At 47.2% G+C, this 19248-nt stretch carries 18 protein-coding genes; 5 read left to right on the top strand and 13 right to left on the bottom strand.

The genetic code is table 11. The features are described from left to right. Position 1: 1 nt before the first annotated feature. From L5M40_RS19095 to gspC, 12 genes are all read right to left on the bottom strand, one after another. Complete coding sequence (locus tag L5M40_RS19095) at positions 2-763, bottom strand: type II secretion system protein N (protein ID WP_263175863.1); 762 nt, start codon at positions 761-763, stop codon at positions 2-4. A gap of 14 nt (positions 764-777) precedes the next feature. Then, on the bottom strand, positions 778-1254 hold the full coding sequence (locus L5M40_RS19100) for a type II secretion system protein M (RefSeq protein ID WP_105251002.1): 477 nt from the start codon (positions 1252-1254) through the stop codon (positions 778-780). 1 nt (position 1255) lies between these two features. Then, positions 1256-2443, bottom strand: a complete 1188-nt coding sequence (gene gspL, locus L5M40_RS19105; protein WP_263175864.1) for a type II secretion system protein GspL — start codon at positions 2441-2443, stop codon at positions 1256-1258. A gap of 177 nt (positions 2444-2620) precedes the next feature. Further along, a complete protein-coding gene (gene gspK, locus L5M40_RS19110) occupies positions 2621-3619 on the bottom strand; it encodes a type II secretion system minor pseudopilin GspK (RefSeq protein ID WP_263175865.1) in 999 nt (332 codons plus the stop codon). Continuing rightward, positions 3616-4386 (bottom strand): type II secretion system minor pseudopilin GspJ, encoded by a 771-nt coding sequence (gspJ, locus tag L5M40_RS19115; protein ID WP_263175866.1) that lies wholly within the window; start codon positions 4384-4386, stop codon positions 3616-3618. Before gspJ ends, gspK begins: the two co-directional genes overlap by 4 nt. Beyond that, the gene (gene gspI / locus L5M40_RS19120; protein WP_105250998.1) at positions 4367-4735 is read right to left on the bottom strand and encodes a type II secretion system minor pseudopilin GspI; all 369 of its coding nucleotides are present in this window, start codon (positions 4733-4735) and stop codon (positions 4367-4369) included. Before gspI ends, gspJ begins: the two co-directional genes overlap by 20 nt. Beyond that, positions 4722-5297: a type II secretion system minor pseudopilin GspH gene (gene gspH / locus L5M40_RS19125; RefSeq protein ID WP_113941577.1), complete on the bottom strand. Its 576-nt coding sequence runs from the start codon at positions 5295-5297 to the stop codon at positions 4722-4724. The genes gspI and gspH overlap by 14 nt, the downstream gene beginning before the upstream one ends. A gap of 1 nt (position 5298) precedes the next feature. Next, positions 5299-5733 (bottom strand): type II secretion system major pseudopilin GspG, encoded by a 435-nt coding sequence (gspG, locus tag L5M40_RS19130; RefSeq protein WP_105250996.1) that lies wholly within the window; start codon positions 5731-5733, stop codon positions 5299-5301. A 62-nt stretch (positions 5734-5795) separates the two neighbouring features. Then, positions 5796-7019 (bottom strand): type II secretion system inner membrane protein GspF, encoded by a 1224-nt coding sequence (gene gspF / locus L5M40_RS19135; protein ID WP_105250995.1) that lies wholly within the window; start codon positions 7017-7019, stop codon positions 5796-5798. Between the two features lie 3 nt (positions 7020-7022). After that, positions 7023-8588, bottom strand: coding sequence for a type II secretion system ATPase GspE (gene gspE / locus L5M40_RS19140; protein WP_105250994.1), 1566 nt, complete (start codon positions 8586-8588; stop codon positions 7023-7025). Beyond that, positions 8581-10695, bottom strand: coding sequence for a type II secretion system secretin GspD (gene gspD / locus L5M40_RS19145; RefSeq protein WP_212600806.1), 2115 nt, complete (start codon positions 10693-10695; stop codon positions 8581-8583). The genes gspE and gspD overlap by 8 nt, the downstream gene beginning before the upstream one ends. Before the next feature lie 24 nt (positions 10696-10719). Then, on the bottom strand, positions 10720-11649 hold the full coding sequence (gspC, locus tag L5M40_RS19150) for a type II secretion system protein GspC (protein ID WP_263175868.1): 930 nt from the start codon (positions 11647-11649) through the stop codon (positions 10720-10722). A 253-nt stretch (positions 11650-11902) separates the two neighbouring features. Between gspC and hslR the strand changes: the two genes are divergently transcribed. The 4 genes from hslR (at position 11903) to L5M40_RS19170 (ending at position 16729) form a co-directional block, all read left to right on the top strand. Further along, a complete protein-coding gene (gene hslR, locus L5M40_RS19155; RefSeq protein ID WP_105250991.1) occupies positions 11903-12301 on the top strand; it encodes a ribosome-associated heat shock protein Hsp15 in 399 nt (132 codons plus the stop codon). 14 nt (positions 12302-12315) lie between these two features. Continuing rightward, positions 12316-13176: an Hsp33 family molecular chaperone HslO gene (gene hslO / locus L5M40_RS19160; RefSeq protein WP_105250990.1), complete on the top strand. Its 861-nt coding sequence runs from the start codon at positions 12316-12318 to the stop codon at positions 13174-13176. 198 nt (positions 13177-13374) lie between these two features. Continuing rightward, complete coding sequence (locus L5M40_RS19165; protein ID WP_173497001.1) at positions 13375-14916, top strand: phosphoenolpyruvate carboxykinase; 1542 nt, start codon at positions 13375-13377, stop codon at positions 14914-14916. A 253-nt stretch (positions 14917-15169) separates the two neighbouring features. After that, positions 15170-16729 carry an AbgT family transporter gene (locus L5M40_RS19170; RefSeq protein WP_263175869.1) on the top strand — a complete coding sequence of 520 codons (1560 nt, stop codon included), beginning with the start codon at positions 15170-15172 and terminating at the stop codon, positions 16727-16729. Positions 16730-16925: 196 nt separating this feature from the next. Here L5M40_RS19170 and L5M40_RS19175 read toward each other — a convergent pair whose 3' ends face one another. Beyond that, positions 16926-17282 (bottom strand): hypothetical protein, encoded by a 357-nt coding sequence (locus L5M40_RS19175; RefSeq protein ID WP_263175870.1) that lies wholly within the window; start codon positions 17280-17282, stop codon positions 16926-16928. Positions 17283-17781: 499 nt separating this feature from the next. On the opposite strand from L5M40_RS19175, the gene L5M40_RS19180 reads away from it, so the two are divergent. Then, positions 17782-19032, top strand: a complete 1251-nt coding sequence (locus tag L5M40_RS19180; protein ID WP_131525701.1) for a dicarboxylate/amino acid:cation symporter — start codon at positions 17782-17784, stop codon at positions 19030-19032. The last annotated feature ends 216 nt before the right edge of the window (positions 19033-19248 follow it).

Below are 19248 nucleotides of genomic sequence, written 5' to 3' on the forward strand. Positions count from 1 at the left end.
GCTATAACCCAGGGATCCGCCCCTGATATACCACAGGGAAATAACCATCCGCACCACGCTTACCTAAAATATTCAGCGACTCACGCATATCTTCTGGTTGCTCTGCCGTTTCTTTAATCTTAGCCTCAACCTTCACCATATTGCCTTCATCTAACTGTAAGGTACCAACAATACCAAGCTGGTTCTTGGTTTCATCTGTGGCCAATTGCGCTTTGCCTTCGACACAACTCAGTCCGAGTTCAATATTACCTAGAGGATAGTTACCAAACTGATTCTTAACATTGGTTTGATTCAAAAACAGCTTACCAGACAACTGTTCACACCAAGGCTTACCTTGCTCTAACGTCTCGACTAATAGGCTGACTTCACCGGATATTTCGGTTTTAAAAGGCAGTTTTGCATTGCCGAGTAAAAAGCTATCCGGCGCTTCGAAACGTAACCCCTTCGCACTTAAGCCTCCCATAGACCAAGAAATTAATCCCTTAGCACTGACAGGTGTTGCGCGGCTGCCCACTTGAAAATCAACTTTCACTTTACCTAAAAATAGCGCCCAAGGACTCAGATCCCAACGCACTTGCTCTACCTGGCGCTGCGGCATACTTAAGGTTTCTACGCTGCCAGACCAAATACTGCCACTCACACCCGAAACACTGATATTCGCGGGCAATGGGGCTAACGCTATCGCAATCTTAGCGGGGAATAGAACGACTAAAAATATTAAATAAATCAGTACGCCTATGATGACTTTTTTTATCAAACTCACAGCTACACCTTAATTTATTGCGCTAATTGGATACGTCTCACTTTGACATAGCCAGGTACATCGGCCTCAGCCAAATCAACACTTTCGAGTGAAAGTCCTTTCTTCTGCACTAATTCACTCAAATAACCTAACAAGGCATCAAAAGGAACATCGTCCATCCACACTTGGATCTTATCGCCTTGGGGCTGCATGCGAGTAATCACTAACCCATAATTGCCCGCAGTTTGGTTAACCACTGAGCTTAAACTGCCCGACGTAGTTGGCTTAGCACCGTTCTGCTTAAGACTCGCTATTTTATTCGCCGTTTGTTTTACATAGTTCAACGTCTGTTGTTGTGCATTGAGGTTACGTAATGCATCGGCTTCAGCATTGGCAATCGGCGTCCAAACACCCCAATAAAAAATACCAATGACTAAAAATACCGAGCAAAAGCCTACTAACTGCTGCTCGCGCGATGCGAGCCCTTGCCACCAAGTCCGCAAATTATCCATCTTATTTGCTCCTCAAAGTTAAGGTACTGGTGACTTGCTCTTCACCGCTATTCATAGTGCCGCCATCGAGTTGAAAACGACGACCGACAATCTCTTTAAACTTCTCGATTTGTGCGTAATTTTTCGCACTCACTTGCATGCGGATCTCGTTACGAGCGCTTTCGAATCTTAAGCTATTAGGTTTAAGTTCAGGCACTTGCTTAAAGGCATCCTGTAAACCATCGAGCATAGCAAAAAACTCGGCACCACTGCCCTGTCCCTGCAATGCACGTAATTGACTTTCCATCTGCGAACGTAGGTTAACAATGCGCGAATTTCCCGGGATCACTTGCTGATAAATGGATTCACTCTGGGCTTTAAGATCGGCAACCTGACCATTGACTTGATGTATAGTCAGCCCTTTATTCACTAAGGCCAGCACGCACGCGATGGCAATAACGATGGCCGCACTTTTCCACATCATCAACTGTTTGCTGTATTCACGCTTCGGCGTGTAAACGCCGCTCAGTAAATTCACTGGCGCATGCAAAATGCCGCGGGCTAACACTAACATAGGTAGCTCAAGTGACTGCGGCTTAAGCTCGACCCCCTCAAGTTGCATCTCGGTGTAACTGGCGACAGAGACCTCACCCTGTGTGGGCCTAAGTTGTTCTAACGCAATTGGCAACCAAGGCAGAGGTAAGCTCTGGCCCGAAGCTAATCCGGTACGCAGCAATAGCTCATTGCCAAAATTCATTGCCGCCCATTGGCACTCTTGCAATGGCAAGGCTAAACAATCAGGCACAATGCGCTTCACTTTTAAACCCGCTTCGGTCAAACAACTCAGCCAAGTCTGCATTTGCTCATGTGCCACTGCGACCACACTTAAGGCGTCACCGTCACGTGGACCAACAGTAAAATGCATAGCATCGACATCATCGGCTAAGGCTTCTTCGAGCATAAAAGGCAAGGCTTTCAAGGCTTGGCGTTGGCCTTTTTCGGGCAAATGCACACTAGTGAGTGTCATTGCCGCTGCGGGCACTAACACATCGACGGGACGATTGCCCGCACGCTCGGTTAAGGTCGACAAACCTTGGGCATTGGCGAGCTCACCAGAAGCGATAATTTCCTGTTCTTGCTCCGACCAAACGAGCCAAGAGCACGCTTGCTCTGCTGTTCTGCCTAAGCGAATAAATAGCCGTTCACTCACAGTTTTTCTCCACCAGTCCCAGTCAAGAAAGCGTGACTGAGCTCGTTGCTATTATTTTTGTCCACCAGATTCTGCCGGGTGAGCACTGCCATTATTTTTGCCCACCAACATCAAACCCTGCCGGGTGAGCACTGCTATTATTTTTGTCCACCAGATTCTGCCGGGTGAGCACTGCCATTATTTTTGGCCACCAAACTGACGGGTGAGCACTTCCATTTTATTGCCGCCGCTCTTATTGAGCACACTTTCCATTCTAAATACGGCGTTATCAACCTTCGCCCCCGAGGCCAATAAAAAATATTGGCTATCGATGACAAAGCTGGACTTCATGGCACCTTCCCACTTGATCGAGCCCATAGATGAGCTTTCATAAAAATCTTCGATTTTGGCAAAGCCATCGCCGGGGCGTTGGTTGATAATGCTTTCTGCTTCGCCGACCGAAATCTGATTATCAAGCATGCCAGCTAACAGCGCCGCTTGCTCGACTTCCAAGGTATTCACATTCAGTAATTGCCTGTCATTGCCAGGGATAACGCATACATAGGGCAAGAGTTTCAAATAGATATCTTGGGTGTATCCCATCACTGCCCGTAATTCACTGCGATGATTCATCAGCGTATTGGCCGCACGGTAAGGCACATTTCGCGCTTCGTATTCCGCATCTTCGGCACCATAAGGGCTAGCAGTGGTGTCTTCGTCGATATAATCTTTTAAGGTCTGGGTCAGACGGTCCGCACTAAAGTCGTCCATCCCTAAACTCACCAACAAGGCCTTATATTGCTTCGCCGCCAGCGGCAGCTTAGGTTGACTGTTTTCCACCTCTTTCGTGGTCACAGACAGGGCATTTAAGTTAAAACAGGCCCGCATATCAGTGATCTTGCCAGCAATTTCACCGTATTCCGCCGGAAACACCACATCGGCCATGGCCCAATATTGTTGCCTGTGGACTCGACCTTCCGAGTCGTCTAAATCTTGTTTTAAAATCTTCTTCGCCAGTTCTTCGGCAGAAATCGCATACCAATAGGCTTGATCGTACTGGGCCAAGTTCAACGTTCGACGCATGGATAACTGATTACGACCTGTGATATTTGTCGCGATAATCACCACCATGGCCACAATCAAGAGCACAACTATCAGTGCGACACCGCGCTGTTTAGACCGAGATTGGGTTCTCATTCGCGGCCCTCATCTTCAGGGTCACCATCACCTGGATCACCAGGATCGTTCCCCGAGCCATCATCGACTCCATCACCATCTTTGTCTTTATCTTTGTTCGTATCGTCAGGATTTTCGTCTTTATTATCGTCATCCTTAGACTTTTCTGGTGCAACAGCACCCAGCGGCAACAAGAACTTACGTTGGATCTTGCCTAAACCTTCAATCTCAATCTCCATGGCGATCGCTTTAGGCAACTTAGTCGCCTCGACTTTGCGCTCCCACTTATCTTCCATGAAGAAGGAATATTCCACCGACAGCACTTTGTCGATAATCACTGTCTTAATTGGCTCGGCGCCAAACTCAGGCTCAGGATAAGGAAAATACCAACGTTCCAGCCGCCCTTCATGCACCACATACGCCACAGACTGTAAGCTGCCTCGCGGTAATAAACCGTCGGGATTTAACCAGCCTAAACGGTAAAACACTAAGGCTTCCGATTCCGAATCTAAGATATCATTGCCCGTTTGGAAGACGGTCGAACCTCGACCACCTTCGAGTAATCTTGGTGTGCGCGCCACCATTTGCGCGAGATCACGCTCAATCGCACCAAAACCTTGCTGTAGAGCTTTAAGCCGAGTTGAAAACGCGCGTGTCACTTCATCGTTAGTCAGCACTGTGCTGAGTACCGCATTAGAAGCCAAACCTATCATGGCGAAAATCGCGATGGCGATCAGCATTTCCAGCAGGGTGAATCCCCGCTGCGCACTAGTTAGTTTTAAGGACATAACTGCTCACTTGTGCGGCAATACGCTGATAGCGTTCGTCTTCACTCACACTTATGCGGATCATACGAAAATTATCGTCCGTCGTTTTCACCACTTCTTTACGCCAATACCAATCCTTTCCTGCGAGCTCAACTTGACCTTCTTTTTTACCGATTTCAGGAAACTGTGGATCAAGTCTGGCATCGACCATCTGATTATCAGCCACCCACTGTGCCAAAGTGCGCGATTCCAGAATCGGCATGTTTGCCATCTGCTCGCCCAAACTTTTAGTGATAGACACGGCCGCAATCGAAAATACGGCAAGGGCCACAATCACTTCGAGTAGGGTCATGCCCTTAACGCGTTTCATCGGGGCGCCCTATGGTTAATCTACCCAGCGCATCACCGACCACTAACGTTTCGGCCTGCTGGCCTTTGTTAGTTTTAGCGATAAACGTCAGCTCAAAAGCGCTCATTTCACCGCTCGGGAATAGCATGACCTGTGGCTCAGGGTGTTTCTTCTTATCATCGGCAGAGGGTTCAATCAGCGGTTCTTCGAACCAAGAATCGTCTTTCTCATCCTCTTGTACCAAAGGTAAACCATCGAGCACTAAGTTCAGTACAACCCCTGGCTCCATTTGCTTTTCAGATAAGAGTCTGTCTTTATCCAAAGGCTCCCACTTACCTTCTTTATAAAAAACAAACTGATAACTGGTTTTCTCAATCACAATACCAATAAACTGGCCACTTAAAACGGTTTCATCAAGCACCATTTCAGTGGCCGCAATAAACTGCCGCGCCGTTCTATCTAAGGCCTGTTGCGGCCCAGAATTGCCGATAGACATAGTCACAGCCGCAGCCGTGAGCCCCATCAACAAAATCACTAGCATCACCTCCATTAAGGTGAAACCAGCGTGACGCAGCTTTAGCATCTTATTGGAAATTCTGTAAATTCCAGTTACCGATGTCATCTTCGGTACCTGGTTGACCATCGGGGCCTGCACTGAAAATATCTAACTTGCCGTTTTCGCCAGGGCTTAACAACAGGTAGTTATTGCGCCATGGATCTTCTGGCAAACGTTTTACATAACCATCTTCACGGTAGTTACGTGGCTCAGGCGAAATCGTAGGCTTTTGCACTAATGCTTCTAAGCCTTGTTCGGTCGATGGATAGACACCGTTATCTAACTTATACATATCTAAGGCATTTTCGAGTGCAACTATGTCAGACACGGCTTTTTGTTGGTCAGCCTTGTCTTTGTTACCCATCAAGTTAGGCACAACCATAGAGGCTAAAATCCCTAAAATCACGATAACAACCATCACTTCGAGTAAGGTAAAACCTTGATGTTTCTTGTTCATTTGCATCGACTACTTCTCCTAAAAAATCCTATGCCAATCGACTTGGTCATAATCCATAAATTCAAAAATTAACCGCTAATCAAGTTATTCAAGGCTAAAATTGGCTGCAAAATTGCCATCACAATAAAGAGCACAACACACGCCATACTGACCACCAGCATAGGCTCGAATACACCCAATGCTATGTTGACGTTACCTTCGAATTCCCTGTCTTGGTTATCGGCGGCCCGCTCTAACATCTGCTCAAGTTGACCACTCTTCTCGCCCGACGCAATCATGTATAACATCATAGCCGGAAACAACTTAGTATTAGTCAACGCTGCACCTAAGCTAGTTCCTTCCCGCACGCGTGCGGTCGCATCGTCAACTGCGGCCCGCACTCGCATATTCTGCAACACTTCACTCGCAATACGCATACCATCGAGCAAAGGCACTGAACTGGCAGATAAGATACTTAACGTCCGAGCAAAACGCGCCGTATTTAATCCCTTACTCACGCGGCCAACAACTGGCATGCTCAATAAAAAATTATCGTACTTCATCCGAAACGCAGGTGACTTTAACATGCGCCGAAAGAGTGCAAACAGCAGCACTAAGGCGATGACCACAAACACACCATAGTTTTGAACAAAGTCAGAGGCAGAAATCAAGAAGCGGGTCGAAGCGGGTAACTCGGCGCCCATGTGCTCAAACTGTCCGACCACTTTAGGCACTACCGCTGCTAGCAGGATTGAAATCACCCCTATCGCCACTGTGGTCAAAACCGCGGGATAAATCATGGCTTGGGTCAGCTTAGATTTAAGCTGTTGGCGTCGCTCGGTATAATCCGCCAGACGATTAAGCACCACTTCTAAGTGACCGGACTTTTCACCCGAGGCCACCATGGCACGGTATAAATCATCGAAAATATGCGGAAATTCAGCCAAGGAATCGGCCAGACTATAACCTTCCACCACCCGAGAACGTACCGCCATAATCATGCTCGCGAGACGATCTTTCTCGCACTGCTGACCAACGGCTTTAAGGGATTCTTCAATCGGTAAACCCGCGGCCACTAAGGTCGCAATTTGGCGGGTGATCAAAGCTAATTCAGCAACTGAAATACCACGTTTGAAAAACGAAAAACTGCTGCTCTTAGCTTTGGCTTCTTTTTCAGTAACAGGCAGTATTTCCAAGGGCATCATGCGCTGATCGCGCAGTTGGCTGCGGGCGTGTCTGGCGGTATCCGCCTCAATCACGCCCTTAAGCTGCTTTCCCTTGGCATCCAGTGCCTTATATTCAAATGCTGGCATAAATTACTCCTCGCGAGTCACACGTAGCACTTCTTCGAGAGTGGTAATGCCCGCGAGCACTTTGCTCATGCCATCGTGACGAATACTTGGTACAAACTGACGAATATACTTTTCGATGGCTAACTCTCCGCGGCCGCCATGGATCAATTCACGCACATTATCGTCAACCAGTAATAGCTCATGAATACCGGTTCGACCACGGTAGCCATTGTTACCACAGGATTTACAGCCATTGGCACGGAAAATACGTCTGTCGTCATCGGCAGCTATGCCCAGCAACTCACGCTCACGCGCATCGGGCACATGCTCGATTTTACATTTAGGACAAAGGGTTCGGATCAAACGTTGAGCCAACACACCGAGTAAACTTGAAGACACGAGGAAAGGCTCTACGCCCATGTCTTGCAAACGTGTAATCGCGCCAGAGGCTGTGTTGGTATGCAGGGTTGAAATCACCATGTGGCCAGTGAGTGACGCTTGCACCGCAATTTGCGCAGTTTCGAGGTCACGGATCTCACCTATCATCACGACATCGGGATCTTGACGCAAAATAGCGCGCAGACCACGAGCAAAGGTCATGTCGGCCTTAGTGTTAACTTGGGTCTGACCAATACCGTCTAACTCGTATTCGATAGGGTCTTCTACTGTGAGTATGTTGGTGTCTTTGGAGTTGATCTCCGTCAAACCCGCATACAAAGTGGTACTTTTACCCGAGCCCGTTGGGCCAGTCACCAAAATGATCCCGTGAGGGCGACGAATAAGATCTTCAAACTTAACGCGAATACTGTCTGTCATCCCCAATTGCTCTAAATCTAGGTTGCCAGTATTTTTATCCAGCAGACGCAGTACAACACGTTCACCGTGGCTCGATGGCATGGTCGATACCCGCACATCTACCGCACGACCTGCGATACGCAGCGAAATACGGCCATCCTGTGGCACACGTTTTTCGGCGATATCGAGGCGAGCCATAACCTTAATCCGCGAGACTAACAGCGACGACAGTTTACGGTTTGGCTTGAGGACCTCCTTGAGCACACCATCGATACGGAAACGCACCACAAGCTGTTTCTCGTAGGTTTCGATATGGATATCCGACGCTTCTTCTTTAATCGCTTCAGATAACAAGGCATTAATCAGTTTGATGATAGGCGCATCATCATCACCTTCGAGCAAGTCTTCGGTCTGCGGCAGCTCTTCGGCAAGGGTGAATAAATCCATCTCGTTGCCTATGTCTTCCATCAACTGCTGCGCTTCAGACGAGTTCGCCTGATATGCCTGAGTGAGTTTGGCCTCAAACTTCGCCACTTCGAGCTTAACCAAAGGCAAATCAACACCCGAATAACGCCGCGCTTCGAGCATAGCCGTTAACGGTGTTTTACTCGTATAGAACAAGCTTAACTCGCCCGTTTCACCCAGCGCGAGCACCACATCGTGGCGGTGTGCAAAGGCAAAAGGTAAACGCTCTTTACTGCTCGAACGAAATACCTCATCACCTTCAGCTTCAAGGCCTAGCTCATTAGAGACTTGGCTGAGGTCATCGACTTGGGATAGTTGAATTTCACTCATTGGTTTTATCTTTGTTTTTGTTTTCATCGAGTGTTTTGAGCGTCGGATCCGTTTTACGCATCTGAGTCTCTAAGCCTTTACCTTCTTTATAACGCTCTAAAATCTCGTTAACTTCAGGTGGTAAATACTCAGACTGATTCCATTCATCTAGTACAGGCACTTTAGTATCAGGCATTAAGTTAACGCCACGCTCTTGCTGTTCAAGCTGTAATGCTCTGAAATAATTATATTTACGTCCAGCAATCCCTTCCATCGTGATGCCATCACGTATAATCGTTGGCTTGATGAAGATCATGAGGTTTTTCTTCGTTTTTTTGCTCGAGGAAGATTTAAACAAATGTCCTAGAATAGGGATATCCCCCAAGAACGGTACTTTTTGTATACTTTCTTGTACTTCTTCGTTGATCAAACCACCGAGTACCACAATTTGACCAGAATCCGCCATAACGGTAGTGGTTAAGCGACGAGTCGCGAAGGAAATATCCACGCCTGTATTACCGTTAACCCCAGAAACCTCCTGTTCAATCGTCAGCTTAACTGAGCTGCCTTCGTTGATCTGCGGCACCACTTTCAGTTTAACCCCAACCTCTTTACGCTCAACGGTTTGGAATGGGTTACTGTTGCTCGAGCTGGCGGTAGAACCTGTCAGAATAGGCACTTCGTCACCCACAATAAACGAGGCCTCTTGGTTATCTAAGGTCGTAATAGAAGGCGTTGCCAGTACGTTTGAGTTAGTGTCACTCGACACTGCTTGAATTAAGGCACCAAAGTCGCCCATGGCCACGCCCCAAGCCATACCGTTCACTTTACCTAAGGCTTGGGCGAGTAGCGTCACATCTCCCTTAGTACTCGGGTTTTGACCTATCACCTGACCAGTGCTCGGGTTAGTGATGAATGTCCCTTCTTGATCTTGCGCCTGCCATACACCTGCACCAATTTCACCTATGGTTGGGCCTAAGTTATTAAACTGAGTACCACCACCCGCTTTCGCGGCCCATTGGACCCCAAAGCCGACGCTATCGCCTTCGGCGACTTCCACGATAATGGCTTCTACGAGTACCTGAGCACGGCGGATGTCGAGTTGATTAATCACGCTCTCGATAGTGCGCATCTGATCGGGTTCAGCACTGATCACTAAGGCGTTGGTTTCAGTATGCGCCATGATATTGATTTCATTACGGCGTTTACCACCTGCAGCCTGAGCGCTCGGATCTTTCTCGCCTTCCAACTTTTGGGCAAAACCGGTCAGCACTTCAACTAAATCTTCTGCTTTGGCATAACGTAGATAACGAACTTTTGTGTTACCTGTGCTGGCTTGTTCGGCATCGAGACGACGGATAAGCTCGACCACACGTTGGCGGCTCTTCTCATCACCGCTCACGACTACGGCATTGATACGTTCGTCAGCAACCACTTTTGGCGCTTGGCCTGGCAATTGGGATTGGTTAGCGGTAGCACGATAAAGGGTATCGATAATTCGTACCATTTCACCCGCGGAGGCAAATTCTAACGGCACCACTTGCACCGAGGTATCGCCTTGCTTATCCACTCGGCGGATAATTTCGACTAACTTGTTCACTACCGCAGCACGGCCAGACAACATCAAGACATTGGAAGGGTCGTAGTTCACTACGTTGCCACCACCCGCATTATCATTAAGTTGGCGCAATAACGGCGCTAATTGCTTAGCCTCAGTGTTATACAAGGCCACGATACGCGTCACCATTTCATCACCAAGGCCGGGGTCGTTATCGTTAGCGACTCGAATTGCAGCGGTTTTGGCATCTTTGTCTTTAATGACTTTAATAACGTTATTTTCCATCTCAACGATGGCATAACCGTAAACTTGTAAGACGTTGAGGAAAAACTGGTAATACTGTTCATCGTTCAACAGATCATAACTGCGAACGTTGATTTTGCCGCGAATTGTCGGGTCAACTATGATGGTCTTATTCAGGTTTTTACCAACTATATTGATAAATTCTTGAATATCCGTGCCTTTAAAGTTGGCCGCATACTGTTCAGACCAAGCAAATTGGGAGGAGAACATGGCTGCACCCGCAACAACCCCAGCAATCAGCTTGCGTCGAATCCTTTTGTTATTCATTCTTTTTCTTTCCTCTAACGCGTGTTATTGCGGCAAACTAAACATGATTTCAACCAATTGTCCTTCCCGCTCAACCATAATAGAAACTTCGGTTAACTCGGGTAATTGGCTCATCATTTCTAACGCTTGACTCATTACGGTCAAGTCGTATCCATTAATCGATTTGGCTAAATCGTTAGCTTTAAAACCCGTCTGCTTAAACAAATTGGCGTCTTTCCCTGGATTCAAGCGATATCCCGCCACAGCATCACCCTGTCTGACAGGCGAAATGGCAATATAATCGGTGATCTTGCTAGGGTCGGCTAACAATTCGGTGCGGGATTCGGCGAGTTCTTGGGAGATTTCGGCATTTTTACGTTGATCGACACGGCTCACTGCCGAGCCAGTCTTATTAGTCTTAGCTTGTTGTAACTGTTGATTGGCTGGGCTTTGGCTAGTGTAAACTAAGCCATCGAGCATTAATGTCTCGTAACGGCCAGCGTTAGTGATGATAATACGATCGGCATAGACTTCTTTCAGTGATGCCGAAGTGCCCTTAATTTTATCGCCTAAGCTGTAGGTCTCTTGGCTGCCGTTTGACTCAATGATCGCTAAGCCTTTCTGATCTGCTGTCGATGCAACAACGCCAGTGAGCTGAATAGAGAGCGTGGTCTTAGGCGCGTCGGTCACAGTCTCAACAACCTCAGTTTTTGGCTTTTCAGATTTAGCATCTGCCTTACCAAAGAGACCAAGCTGCTGTAAACCCGCAAGATCAACCTGCCCAGCACCTTTACCCGTCAGGTTAACGGGCGTTGGCGACCAAGCACTGGGTGATGAGCTAGTAGGCACTAATTTCCATGTAATTTGCGCGGCTAACAACATGATCACAATAAAACCCAACCAGAAGACTATCCGGCTTAAGGGCTTATGGGGCATGCCAATGGCTTTTGCGATAACTTTATCTAATAAATCCATATTTTATGTGGACCCTCGATACAGGTCTCTGTTCTGATTATAATAATTAGGCGATTACCGTCTCATGCTAACCTAGGCAGCATTTGGCAACAAGCCCATAACAGCATTCAAATTGGCGAAAATAGGCCAATTATGCTAACTTTGCCCGCCATAAAAGGGTGTGAAGCACGCCACCCTTTAACATAATAGAAATGCTCTTGACGCATTTTCTTGCTCGGCATGTGAACTCATCGATCTTTTAGCTGGAGACACTATGACTCAAGGTCAAAGCGATAAAACAGACATTCGACTCGATAAGTGGCTTTGGGCTGCACGTTTTTATAAAACCCGTGCCATCGCCAAAGAAATGATTAACGGCGGCAAAGTACATTACAACGGCCAGCGTGCCAAATCTAGTAGGAATGCCGAGATAGGCGCCGTCCTTAAGATACGCCAAGGATATGACGATAAAGAGATCGTCATAAAAAAATTATCGCAATTACGCCAAAGTGGTTCGATTGCACAAGAATTGTACGAAGAAACCGCGACAAGTCTGGCTAAACGGGCCATTAATGCTGAGCAACGACGCCTCCACATGCTCAATAACCCGATACCCGATCAGAAACCAGATAAAAAGCAACGACGCCAGCTCATGCGCTTTAAAGACCTTTAACAGTGAGATACACGATGAACCAAGATACTTTACACCGCTACTTGTTCGATAATGCCGATGTGCGCGGTGAACTGGTGCAGTTACAAGACAGCTATCAACAAGTGATCAGCGCCCAAGAATACCCAGCCGTACTGCAAGTGCTACTGGGTGAATTAATGGCAGCCACCTCACTATTAACCGCTACATTGAAATTTAGCGGTGATATCAGCGTACAGTTACAAGGCAACGGCCCTGTTTCTTTAGCGGTGATCAACGGTAACAATTTACAAGAGTTACGCGGTGTGGCTCGCTGGAATGCTGAACTCGCCGATGATGCTAGCCTCACAGAACTCTTCGGCCAAGGCTATATGGTCATCACCTTAACACCCGATGAAGGTGAACGCTACCAAGGTGTCGTTGCACTAGACAAGCCAACGCTTGCGGCCTGTGTTGAAGAATACTTCAATCAATCTGAACAGTTACCAACAGGAATTTGGTTATTTGCCGACGGCAAACAAGCGGCGGGCATGTTCCTACAAATTCTGCCAAGCCAGCAAGATCACAACGCCGACTTCGAACACTTGAGCCAACTGACGTCGACCATCAAGGCCGAAGAGCTATTTACTCTTGATGCAGAAAGCGTGTTACATCGCCTCTATCATCAGGAAGAAGTACGCTTATTTGATCCTATCGATGTTAGCTTTAAATGCACTTGTTCCCATGAACGCAGTGCCGGCGCGATCAAAACCTTAGATCAAGCAGAAATCGAAGCCATACTCGCCGAAGATGGCAAGATAGAAATGGGTTGCGAATATTGCCACGCTAAATACACCTTTGATGCCATAGACGTAGCAACCTTATTTGCTAACGGTCAAACATCAACAACCCAGCAGTAAAACGACTCCCGCTAAAAAATGGGCGCCCTATTTGGCGCCCATTTTTTATTCATACCTATAATCCCCTCACACATTGCACTCGGCTTAGGCTACAATCGCCCTCACTTTGTCACCTAGCACGACTCAGGCGATAAATAAAATTAAATCGGCAGACGATCGATATTAAAATAACCTTACAAATCAAATGGAGACCTCACTATGGCGGATGGATTAAACCGCGTTCACTTTAACCCCTCAACAGCACAACTTGTCGAATTTGCCCTGCTACGCGGCGAAGGTGAATTGACAGCCAATGGCGCATTAGTTGCTAAAACAGGCGCTCGCAGCGGTCGCTCACCTGGCGATCGTTTCATTGTAAGAGAACCCAGTTCAGAAGCTGATATCGAATGGGGCCCAGTCAATCAGGCTTTCGATCCAGGTGCTTTTGAAGGTTTATGGGCACGGGTTGAAGCTTACCTAGCCGATAAAGAACTGTTTGTATCTGATCTCGAAGTCGGTGCCGACACTGAACATTACCAACCAGTACGAGTCACCACACAATACGCTTGGCACCAACTGTTCGCCCGCAATCTATTTATCATTCCTGAAGAATTTAATCGTAAAGACAAACCAGTGTGGCAGATCATCAATGCCCCTGACTTTGTTTGCGTACCAGAACGTGATGGCACTAACTCAGATGCGACCGTGATTTTAAACTTCGCCGAACGTAAAGTGCTGCTCGCTGGCCTGAAATACGCTGGCGAAATGAAAAAGTCTATGTTCTCAGTACAAAACTTCCTACTGCCAGCCCAAGGCGTGCTACCTATGCACTGCTCAGCCAACGTAGGTAAAGATGGCGACACTACGCTATTTTTCGGTTTATCTGGCACAGGTAAAACCACACTCTCTGCCGATCCAAAACGCTTCCTTATCGGTGACGATGAACACGGCTGGGCACCTGGCGGCGTATTCAATATTGAAGGCGGTTGCTACGCCAAATGTATCGATTTAAGCCAGAAGAATGAGCCCGTGATTTGGGATGCGATTCGTTTCGGCACTGTACTTGAAAACGTCGTTATGGACGAACACCGCGTACCTAACTACAAAGACAGCAGCCTAACGGAAAATACTCGCGCAGCCTATCCGCTGGAGCACATCGCCCAACGTAAAGAAGACAACTGCGGCGCTGAGCCACATGCGGTTGTATTCTTAACCTGCGACGTATCTGGCGTATTACCACCGGTTTCTATCCTGACCAAAGAACAAGCGGCATACCACTTTTTATCTGGCTATACCGCCAAAGTGGGCTCGACTGAAATCGGCTCAACCTCGGCGATTCAATCCACCTTCTCAACGTGCTTCGGCGCACCTTTCTTCCCTCGCCCTGCTGGCGTGTACGCAGAACTGTTGATGAAGCGCATTGAGTCATTCGGTAGCCAAGTGTACTTAGTCAACACAGGCTGGACTGGCGGTCCACACGGTGTAGGTAAACGTTTTGATATCCCAACCACCCGCGCCATCGTCGATGCGATTGTCAGCGGTGAATTGAAAGATGTGGAAACTGTCCACTTAGACACCTTGAACCTCGCCGTTCCTGTGGCAGTCACAGGCGTAGACAGCAATTTACTCAACCCAATCAACACTTGGGGCGATAAAGCGCTATATGCCGAATACGCCCAGAAACTAGCAGAAGCTTTCACTAAAAACTTCGCTAAGTATCAAGTGTCAGACGCTATCCGTAACGCAGGTCCAAAGGCATAAGCGCGTAGCGGATCCATTCGGATAATGTAATCAAACACATTGTTGAGTAAAAAAGCGCGGGTTCAGTCATGAACCCGCGCTTTTTATTTGCGGCTAAATTGATTTAGTGATGATTAAATCCACCCGCACTAAAGCCACTGCGATAGATTTTTATGTGTTTTATTTCTTATCGATTAGTTAAACCAAGCTTAAATTAATGCTGCGTTTTTATAATCGCCGATAACAATCATCATTTTTAGGAAGCGGCACCCAAATGGAAAATCATAAACCTGTCACTGGATTCCAGCGATTTCTCAATGGCGTCGAAGTCATCGGCAACAAACTGCCCGACCCCGCAGTATTATTTGCGATGTTTCTGGGCTTAGTCTGGTTGATCTCTTGGGGATTATCGGGTGTCAGTTTTGATGAAATCGACCCTCGTACTGGCAACCCGATTCAAGTCGTCAATATGCTCGAAGGCGGCGCACTGACTGCATTTACCTCGAACATAGTCTCCACCTTTGTGACTTTCCCGCCGCTAGGTGTCGTGCTGGTTGCTATGCTGGGGCTTGGCGTTGCTGAGCATACTGGCTTTATTAATGCTGGCCTGCGCTCGATTTTATCTGTTACCCCCAAGATGTTACTCACCCCGGTATTGATAGCCGTGGGTATCCTGAGCCATGTCGCGGTTGATGCGGGTTATGTACTCGTTATCCCACTCGGCGCGGTGATCTTCTATGCCGCGGGTCGTCATCCCTTAGCCGGTATTGCCGCCGCTTTCGCTGGCGTATCCGGTGGTTTTTCTGCGACCGTTGGCGTGCCATCCAGCCTTGATCCTATGCTAGCGGGCTTAACTCAGGCAGCGGCAAGATTATCAGCCGACCCCGCGGCCGCGACATTAACGATTAACCCACTAAATAACATCTTTTTTACTTCGGCTTCTGCCATTTTAATTATCTTAGTTGGCTGGTTCTTAACGGATAAAGTTATCGAGCCGCGCCTAAAAAACACTGCGGTGAATGGCGATCCCAGCACGCTCCCAACCCTAGATGAACTGCAACCCCATGAGCGCCGCGGACTCAAATTCGCCATGGCCGCCATGTTGTTGTGTGCATTAGGATTAGTATTAACCGCCTATGGTGAACATTCTGCTTGGCGTGCTACTGACGGCGCCCTAACCAGTGCTTCAGCGCCATTAATGCGCTCCATTGTGGCGATTATTTTTGTGTTTTTCCTCATTCCCGGCATCGTGTATGGCTATGCCGCTGGCACGGCAAACAACCACAGAGCCATTATTCAAGGCATGAGCAAATCCATGAGCGGCATGGGTTATTACATCGTCATGGCTTTTTTCTGCGCCCAGTTTATTTATGCTTTTGGTCAATCCAATTTAGGCGCATTAATGGCCATTAAAGGCGCGTTGGCGTTAAAGGAATTAGCCCTTCCTATGGGTGTGACTTTGGTGGGAATTGTGTTTCTCACGGCGTTCGTCAATCTATTAGTGGGTTCCGCCTCAGCCAAATGGGCATTGATTGGCGCCATTATGGTACCCATGTTAATGGAACTAGGTGTGTCACCGGATTTGACTCAAGCCGCTTACCGAGTGGGCGACTCATCCACTAATATCATCACCCCACTGATGCCTTACTTTCCGTTAATTGTGGTGTTTTGCCAAAAATACGTTAAGGAATCAGGCATAGGCACCTTAGTGGCGCTGATGTTGCCATTTTCAATCAGTTTTCTCCTACTTTGGAGCGGTTTCTTATTGGCTTACTGGGCCTTTGGCTTGCCTCTAGGGATTGGCAGCTCGCTCTCCTTCCCCGCAATGCCTTAGGGCGTTCAAGAGGTATTCAGAGTGCTTGCGAAATTGAATTCATAATAAACAGGCGCTCAATACCTCAATAACCACTAAATGGTGCACAACTTATTACCTCGCCTTAAACGCAAATGCCGACGTTAACCGTCGGTATTTTACCGCTAACAACACGTAATTTTATTTTATATAGAAACAACAAAATAAAAATAAACACTTAAATATCTATAAACGCATCTCGCTCATAGTAAAAGATAATAGCTTCAAGCAGTTCCTGTTCACTGGGCTGAGCTTTTTGCTGCATCAGGTTATCGATCACATCCTCGATTTGATCCATGTTTAGCAGATAACCATAGTCACTCCGGCCTAAGCTATCCTCAAAGGCATCGATTTCGTCATCCAATAGGTCTCTCATATCATTCACTATCGGGAATAATGGAGTGGTCAGTTGCAGGGATTCACCTTCATCAAGATCTTGATAAACCAGCCAATAACTTAATCCAGGTTGTTCGACGCACTTTCTTATCCAGCACTGTAACGATTCGGGCGGGCCAAAAAATGAGGTGATGTTCATAATGTCCTCGAAATGGAGTTGTCATAGGGAAAACAGAGTGAGTCACAGAGTTGAATGGTCATGGAGGTTTTTTAGCTATTAACCACTCTCATGATTCATACAAATAAAAGATGGGTGACCAACGACTCAAGCCGCCCAAAGAATACGAGAGGATATCTGCGCCCATCAAAGTAAAAATCACAATTCATCAATTCGGCAGTTAAAATCCCACAAATAAATAAGCTTTATTCATTTTTAAGCGCATAAATTTAAGCATTCCTCATTTAACGTTAGCGTGATTTAGACTTTGGTTATTTTGAAACCAAGGTTAGTGATGTTTCACAATCCCCTGCTATGCAATTGTGGTACTTTACTCGGTCAAAAATGTCGGGCATTTGCCTTTAACATAGAGTGAACCTTTAGCCTAGAGTAAGCCTTAATCACTAAAGCTTGAGTCATCTAGGTTCAAATCGTCTGTGCATGACACAAAATGCTGCGGCAACTGGGGAGTTTCGCAAGAATGAAGAGCAAGAGTTTATTAGGTAACATTGGTGTGCAAGTGGTTATTGCCATGATTATCGGCGCACTGGTGGGTTTTATGATGGGTGAGAGTGCAAGTGTGTTTGCACCACTCGGAACCATTTTCATCCATTTAATCAAAATGCTAGTGATACCACTGGTATTGGTTTCTATCATCAGCGGAGCAGCGAGCTTAGGCGATAGCCCATCGGCGGGTAAGATTGGCATTGGCACTTTCGGCTTTTTTATTGTCACGTCGGGCTTTGCCGTTGTGCTTGCACTCTTGATGGGTAATCTGTTCCAACCGGGTGCAGGCGTTGATTTTACCGCCCACAGCAGCACAGACTTGATGGAAGTAACCAAGGAACATGGCGCATTACCCGGGGTAATGGATACCTTTATCGGCATGATCCCAACCAATGTGTTCGAGTCGCTGAACGGCGGTAACATATTACAAATCTTAGTCTTTAGTATCTTCTTCGGCATCGCACTGACTAAAGTTAAAGGCGATGGCGCTAAGCCTATTTTGGCCGCACTCAACACAGTCGTCGATGCCTTTGTGTGGATGATCAACTGCGTGATGATCATTGCCCCTATCGGTGTATTTGGTTTGATGGCCGATTCTGTCGGTACCTTCGGTTTCGATGCACTAGAAGTCGTGTTTAAGTTATTCGCCGTGTTTGTGGCTGCGATTCTGATCTACGGCTTTATCTTCTTCCCATTAGTGGTACAACTCTTCTCAAGAGTGTCGGCGCGCCAGTTTATTTCGGCAATGAAGAAACCACAGGTGATGGCATTATCGACCGCCTCTTCAATGGCGACTCTGCCAGTGAATATGGAAACCTGTGAGGAAGATCTTAAAGTCTCTAAGGCAACCACGGCTTTTGTACTGCCGTTAGGCGCCACCATTAATATGAGCGGCAACGCGATTTATTATGGTTTAGTGGCCATGTTCTTCGCCCAAATGTATAACGTTGATCTATCGATGACAGCCTATGCGGCCATTATTTTCACCTCAACCTTAGGTGCAATTGGTCAAGCTGGTGTGCCAGGCCCATCCTTCTTAGTGGTGGCAGTGCTGTTAGCTGCAGGAATTCCTATCGATGGTTTACCTTTGCTGTTTGCGTTAGACAGGGTTTTTGACATGATCCGTACCGCACTCAATATCACTGGCGATGCGGCTTGTGCCTTGATTATGGATAAATACACAGAAGTTGACGTTAAAGCGGATAGTGAGCGCAGCTTAAGCTAACTCAAACACTTTGAATATAGGCTTGAATAGGCAACGCTTATTCAAGCCTTTTTTATATCTGCAGCACGGTATAATGGCCTGCCTCTACACGCATAAGTTAAGCCTATTTAATCTGAGTGTTAATGTGATCTCTCCCGCGCCATCCACTAAGCTCAATTTGCTAGATTTCGCAATTTACATTTCTTTATGGCGCTATGGCCGCAAGTGACACGGTTT

Origin of the sequence: Shewanella sp. SM68, assembly GCF_025653925.1 — a bacterium.
Taxonomy (GTDB): domain Bacteria; phylum Pseudomonadota; class Gammaproteobacteria; order Enterobacterales; family Shewanellaceae; genus Shewanella; species Shewanella oncorhynchi.

Coding starts and splice junctions, on each gene's coding strand:
- L5M40_RS19100 (WP_105251002.1), bottom strand. CDS start 1,254: ATGGATAATTTGCGGACTTGGTGGCAAGGGCTCGCATCGCGCGAGCAG.
- gspK (WP_263175865.1), bottom strand. CDS start 3,619: ATGAGAACCCAATCTCGGTCTAAACAGCGCGGTGTCGCACTGATAGTT.
- gspJ (WP_263175866.1), bottom strand. CDS start 4,386: ATGTCCTTAAAACTAACTAGTGCGCAGCGGGGATTCACCCTGCTGGAA.
- gspI (WP_105250998.1), bottom strand. CDS start 4,735: ATGAAACGCGTTAAGGGCATGACCCTACTCGAAGTGATTGTGGCCCTT.
- gspH (WP_113941577.1), bottom strand. CDS start 5,297: ATGCTAAAGCTGCGTCACGCTGGTTTCACCTTAATGGAGGTGATGCTA.
- gspG (WP_105250996.1), bottom strand. CDS start 5,733: ATGCAAATGAACAAGAAACATCAAGGTTTTACCTTACTCGAAGTGATG.
- gspF (WP_105250995.1), bottom strand. CDS start 7,019: ATGCCAGCATTTGAATATAAGGCACTGGATGCCAAGGGAAAGCAGCTT.
- gspE (WP_105250994.1), bottom strand. CDS start 8,588: ATGAGTGAAATTCAACTATCCCAAGTCGATGACCTCAGCCAAGTCTCT.
- gspD (WP_212600806.1), bottom strand. CDS start 10,695: ATGAATAACAAAAGGATTCGACGCAAGCTGATTGCTGGGGTTGTTGCG.
- gspC (WP_263175868.1), bottom strand. CDS start 11,649: ATGGATTTATTAGATAAAGTTATCGCAAAAGCCATTGGCATGCCCCAT.
- hslR (WP_105250991.1), top strand. CDS start 11,903: ATGACTCAAGGTCAAAGCGATAAAACAGACATTCGACTCGATAAGTGG.
- hslO (WP_105250990.1), top strand. CDS start 12,316: ATGAACCAAGATACTTTACACCGCTACTTGTTCGATAATGCCGATGTG.
- L5M40_RS19165 (WP_173497001.1), top strand. CDS start 13,375: ATGGCGGATGGATTAAACCGCGTTCACTTTAACCCCTCAACAGCACAA.
- L5M40_RS19170 (WP_263175869.1), top strand. CDS start 15,170: ATGGAAAATCATAAACCTGTCACTGGATTCCAGCGATTTCTCAATGGC.
- L5M40_RS19175 (WP_263175870.1), bottom strand. CDS start 17,282: ATGAACATCACCTCATTTTTTGGCCCGCCCGAATCGTTACAGTGCTGG.
- L5M40_RS19180 (WP_131525701.1), top strand. CDS start 17,782: ATGAAGAGCAAGAGTTTATTAGGTAACATTGGTGTGCAAGTGGTTATT.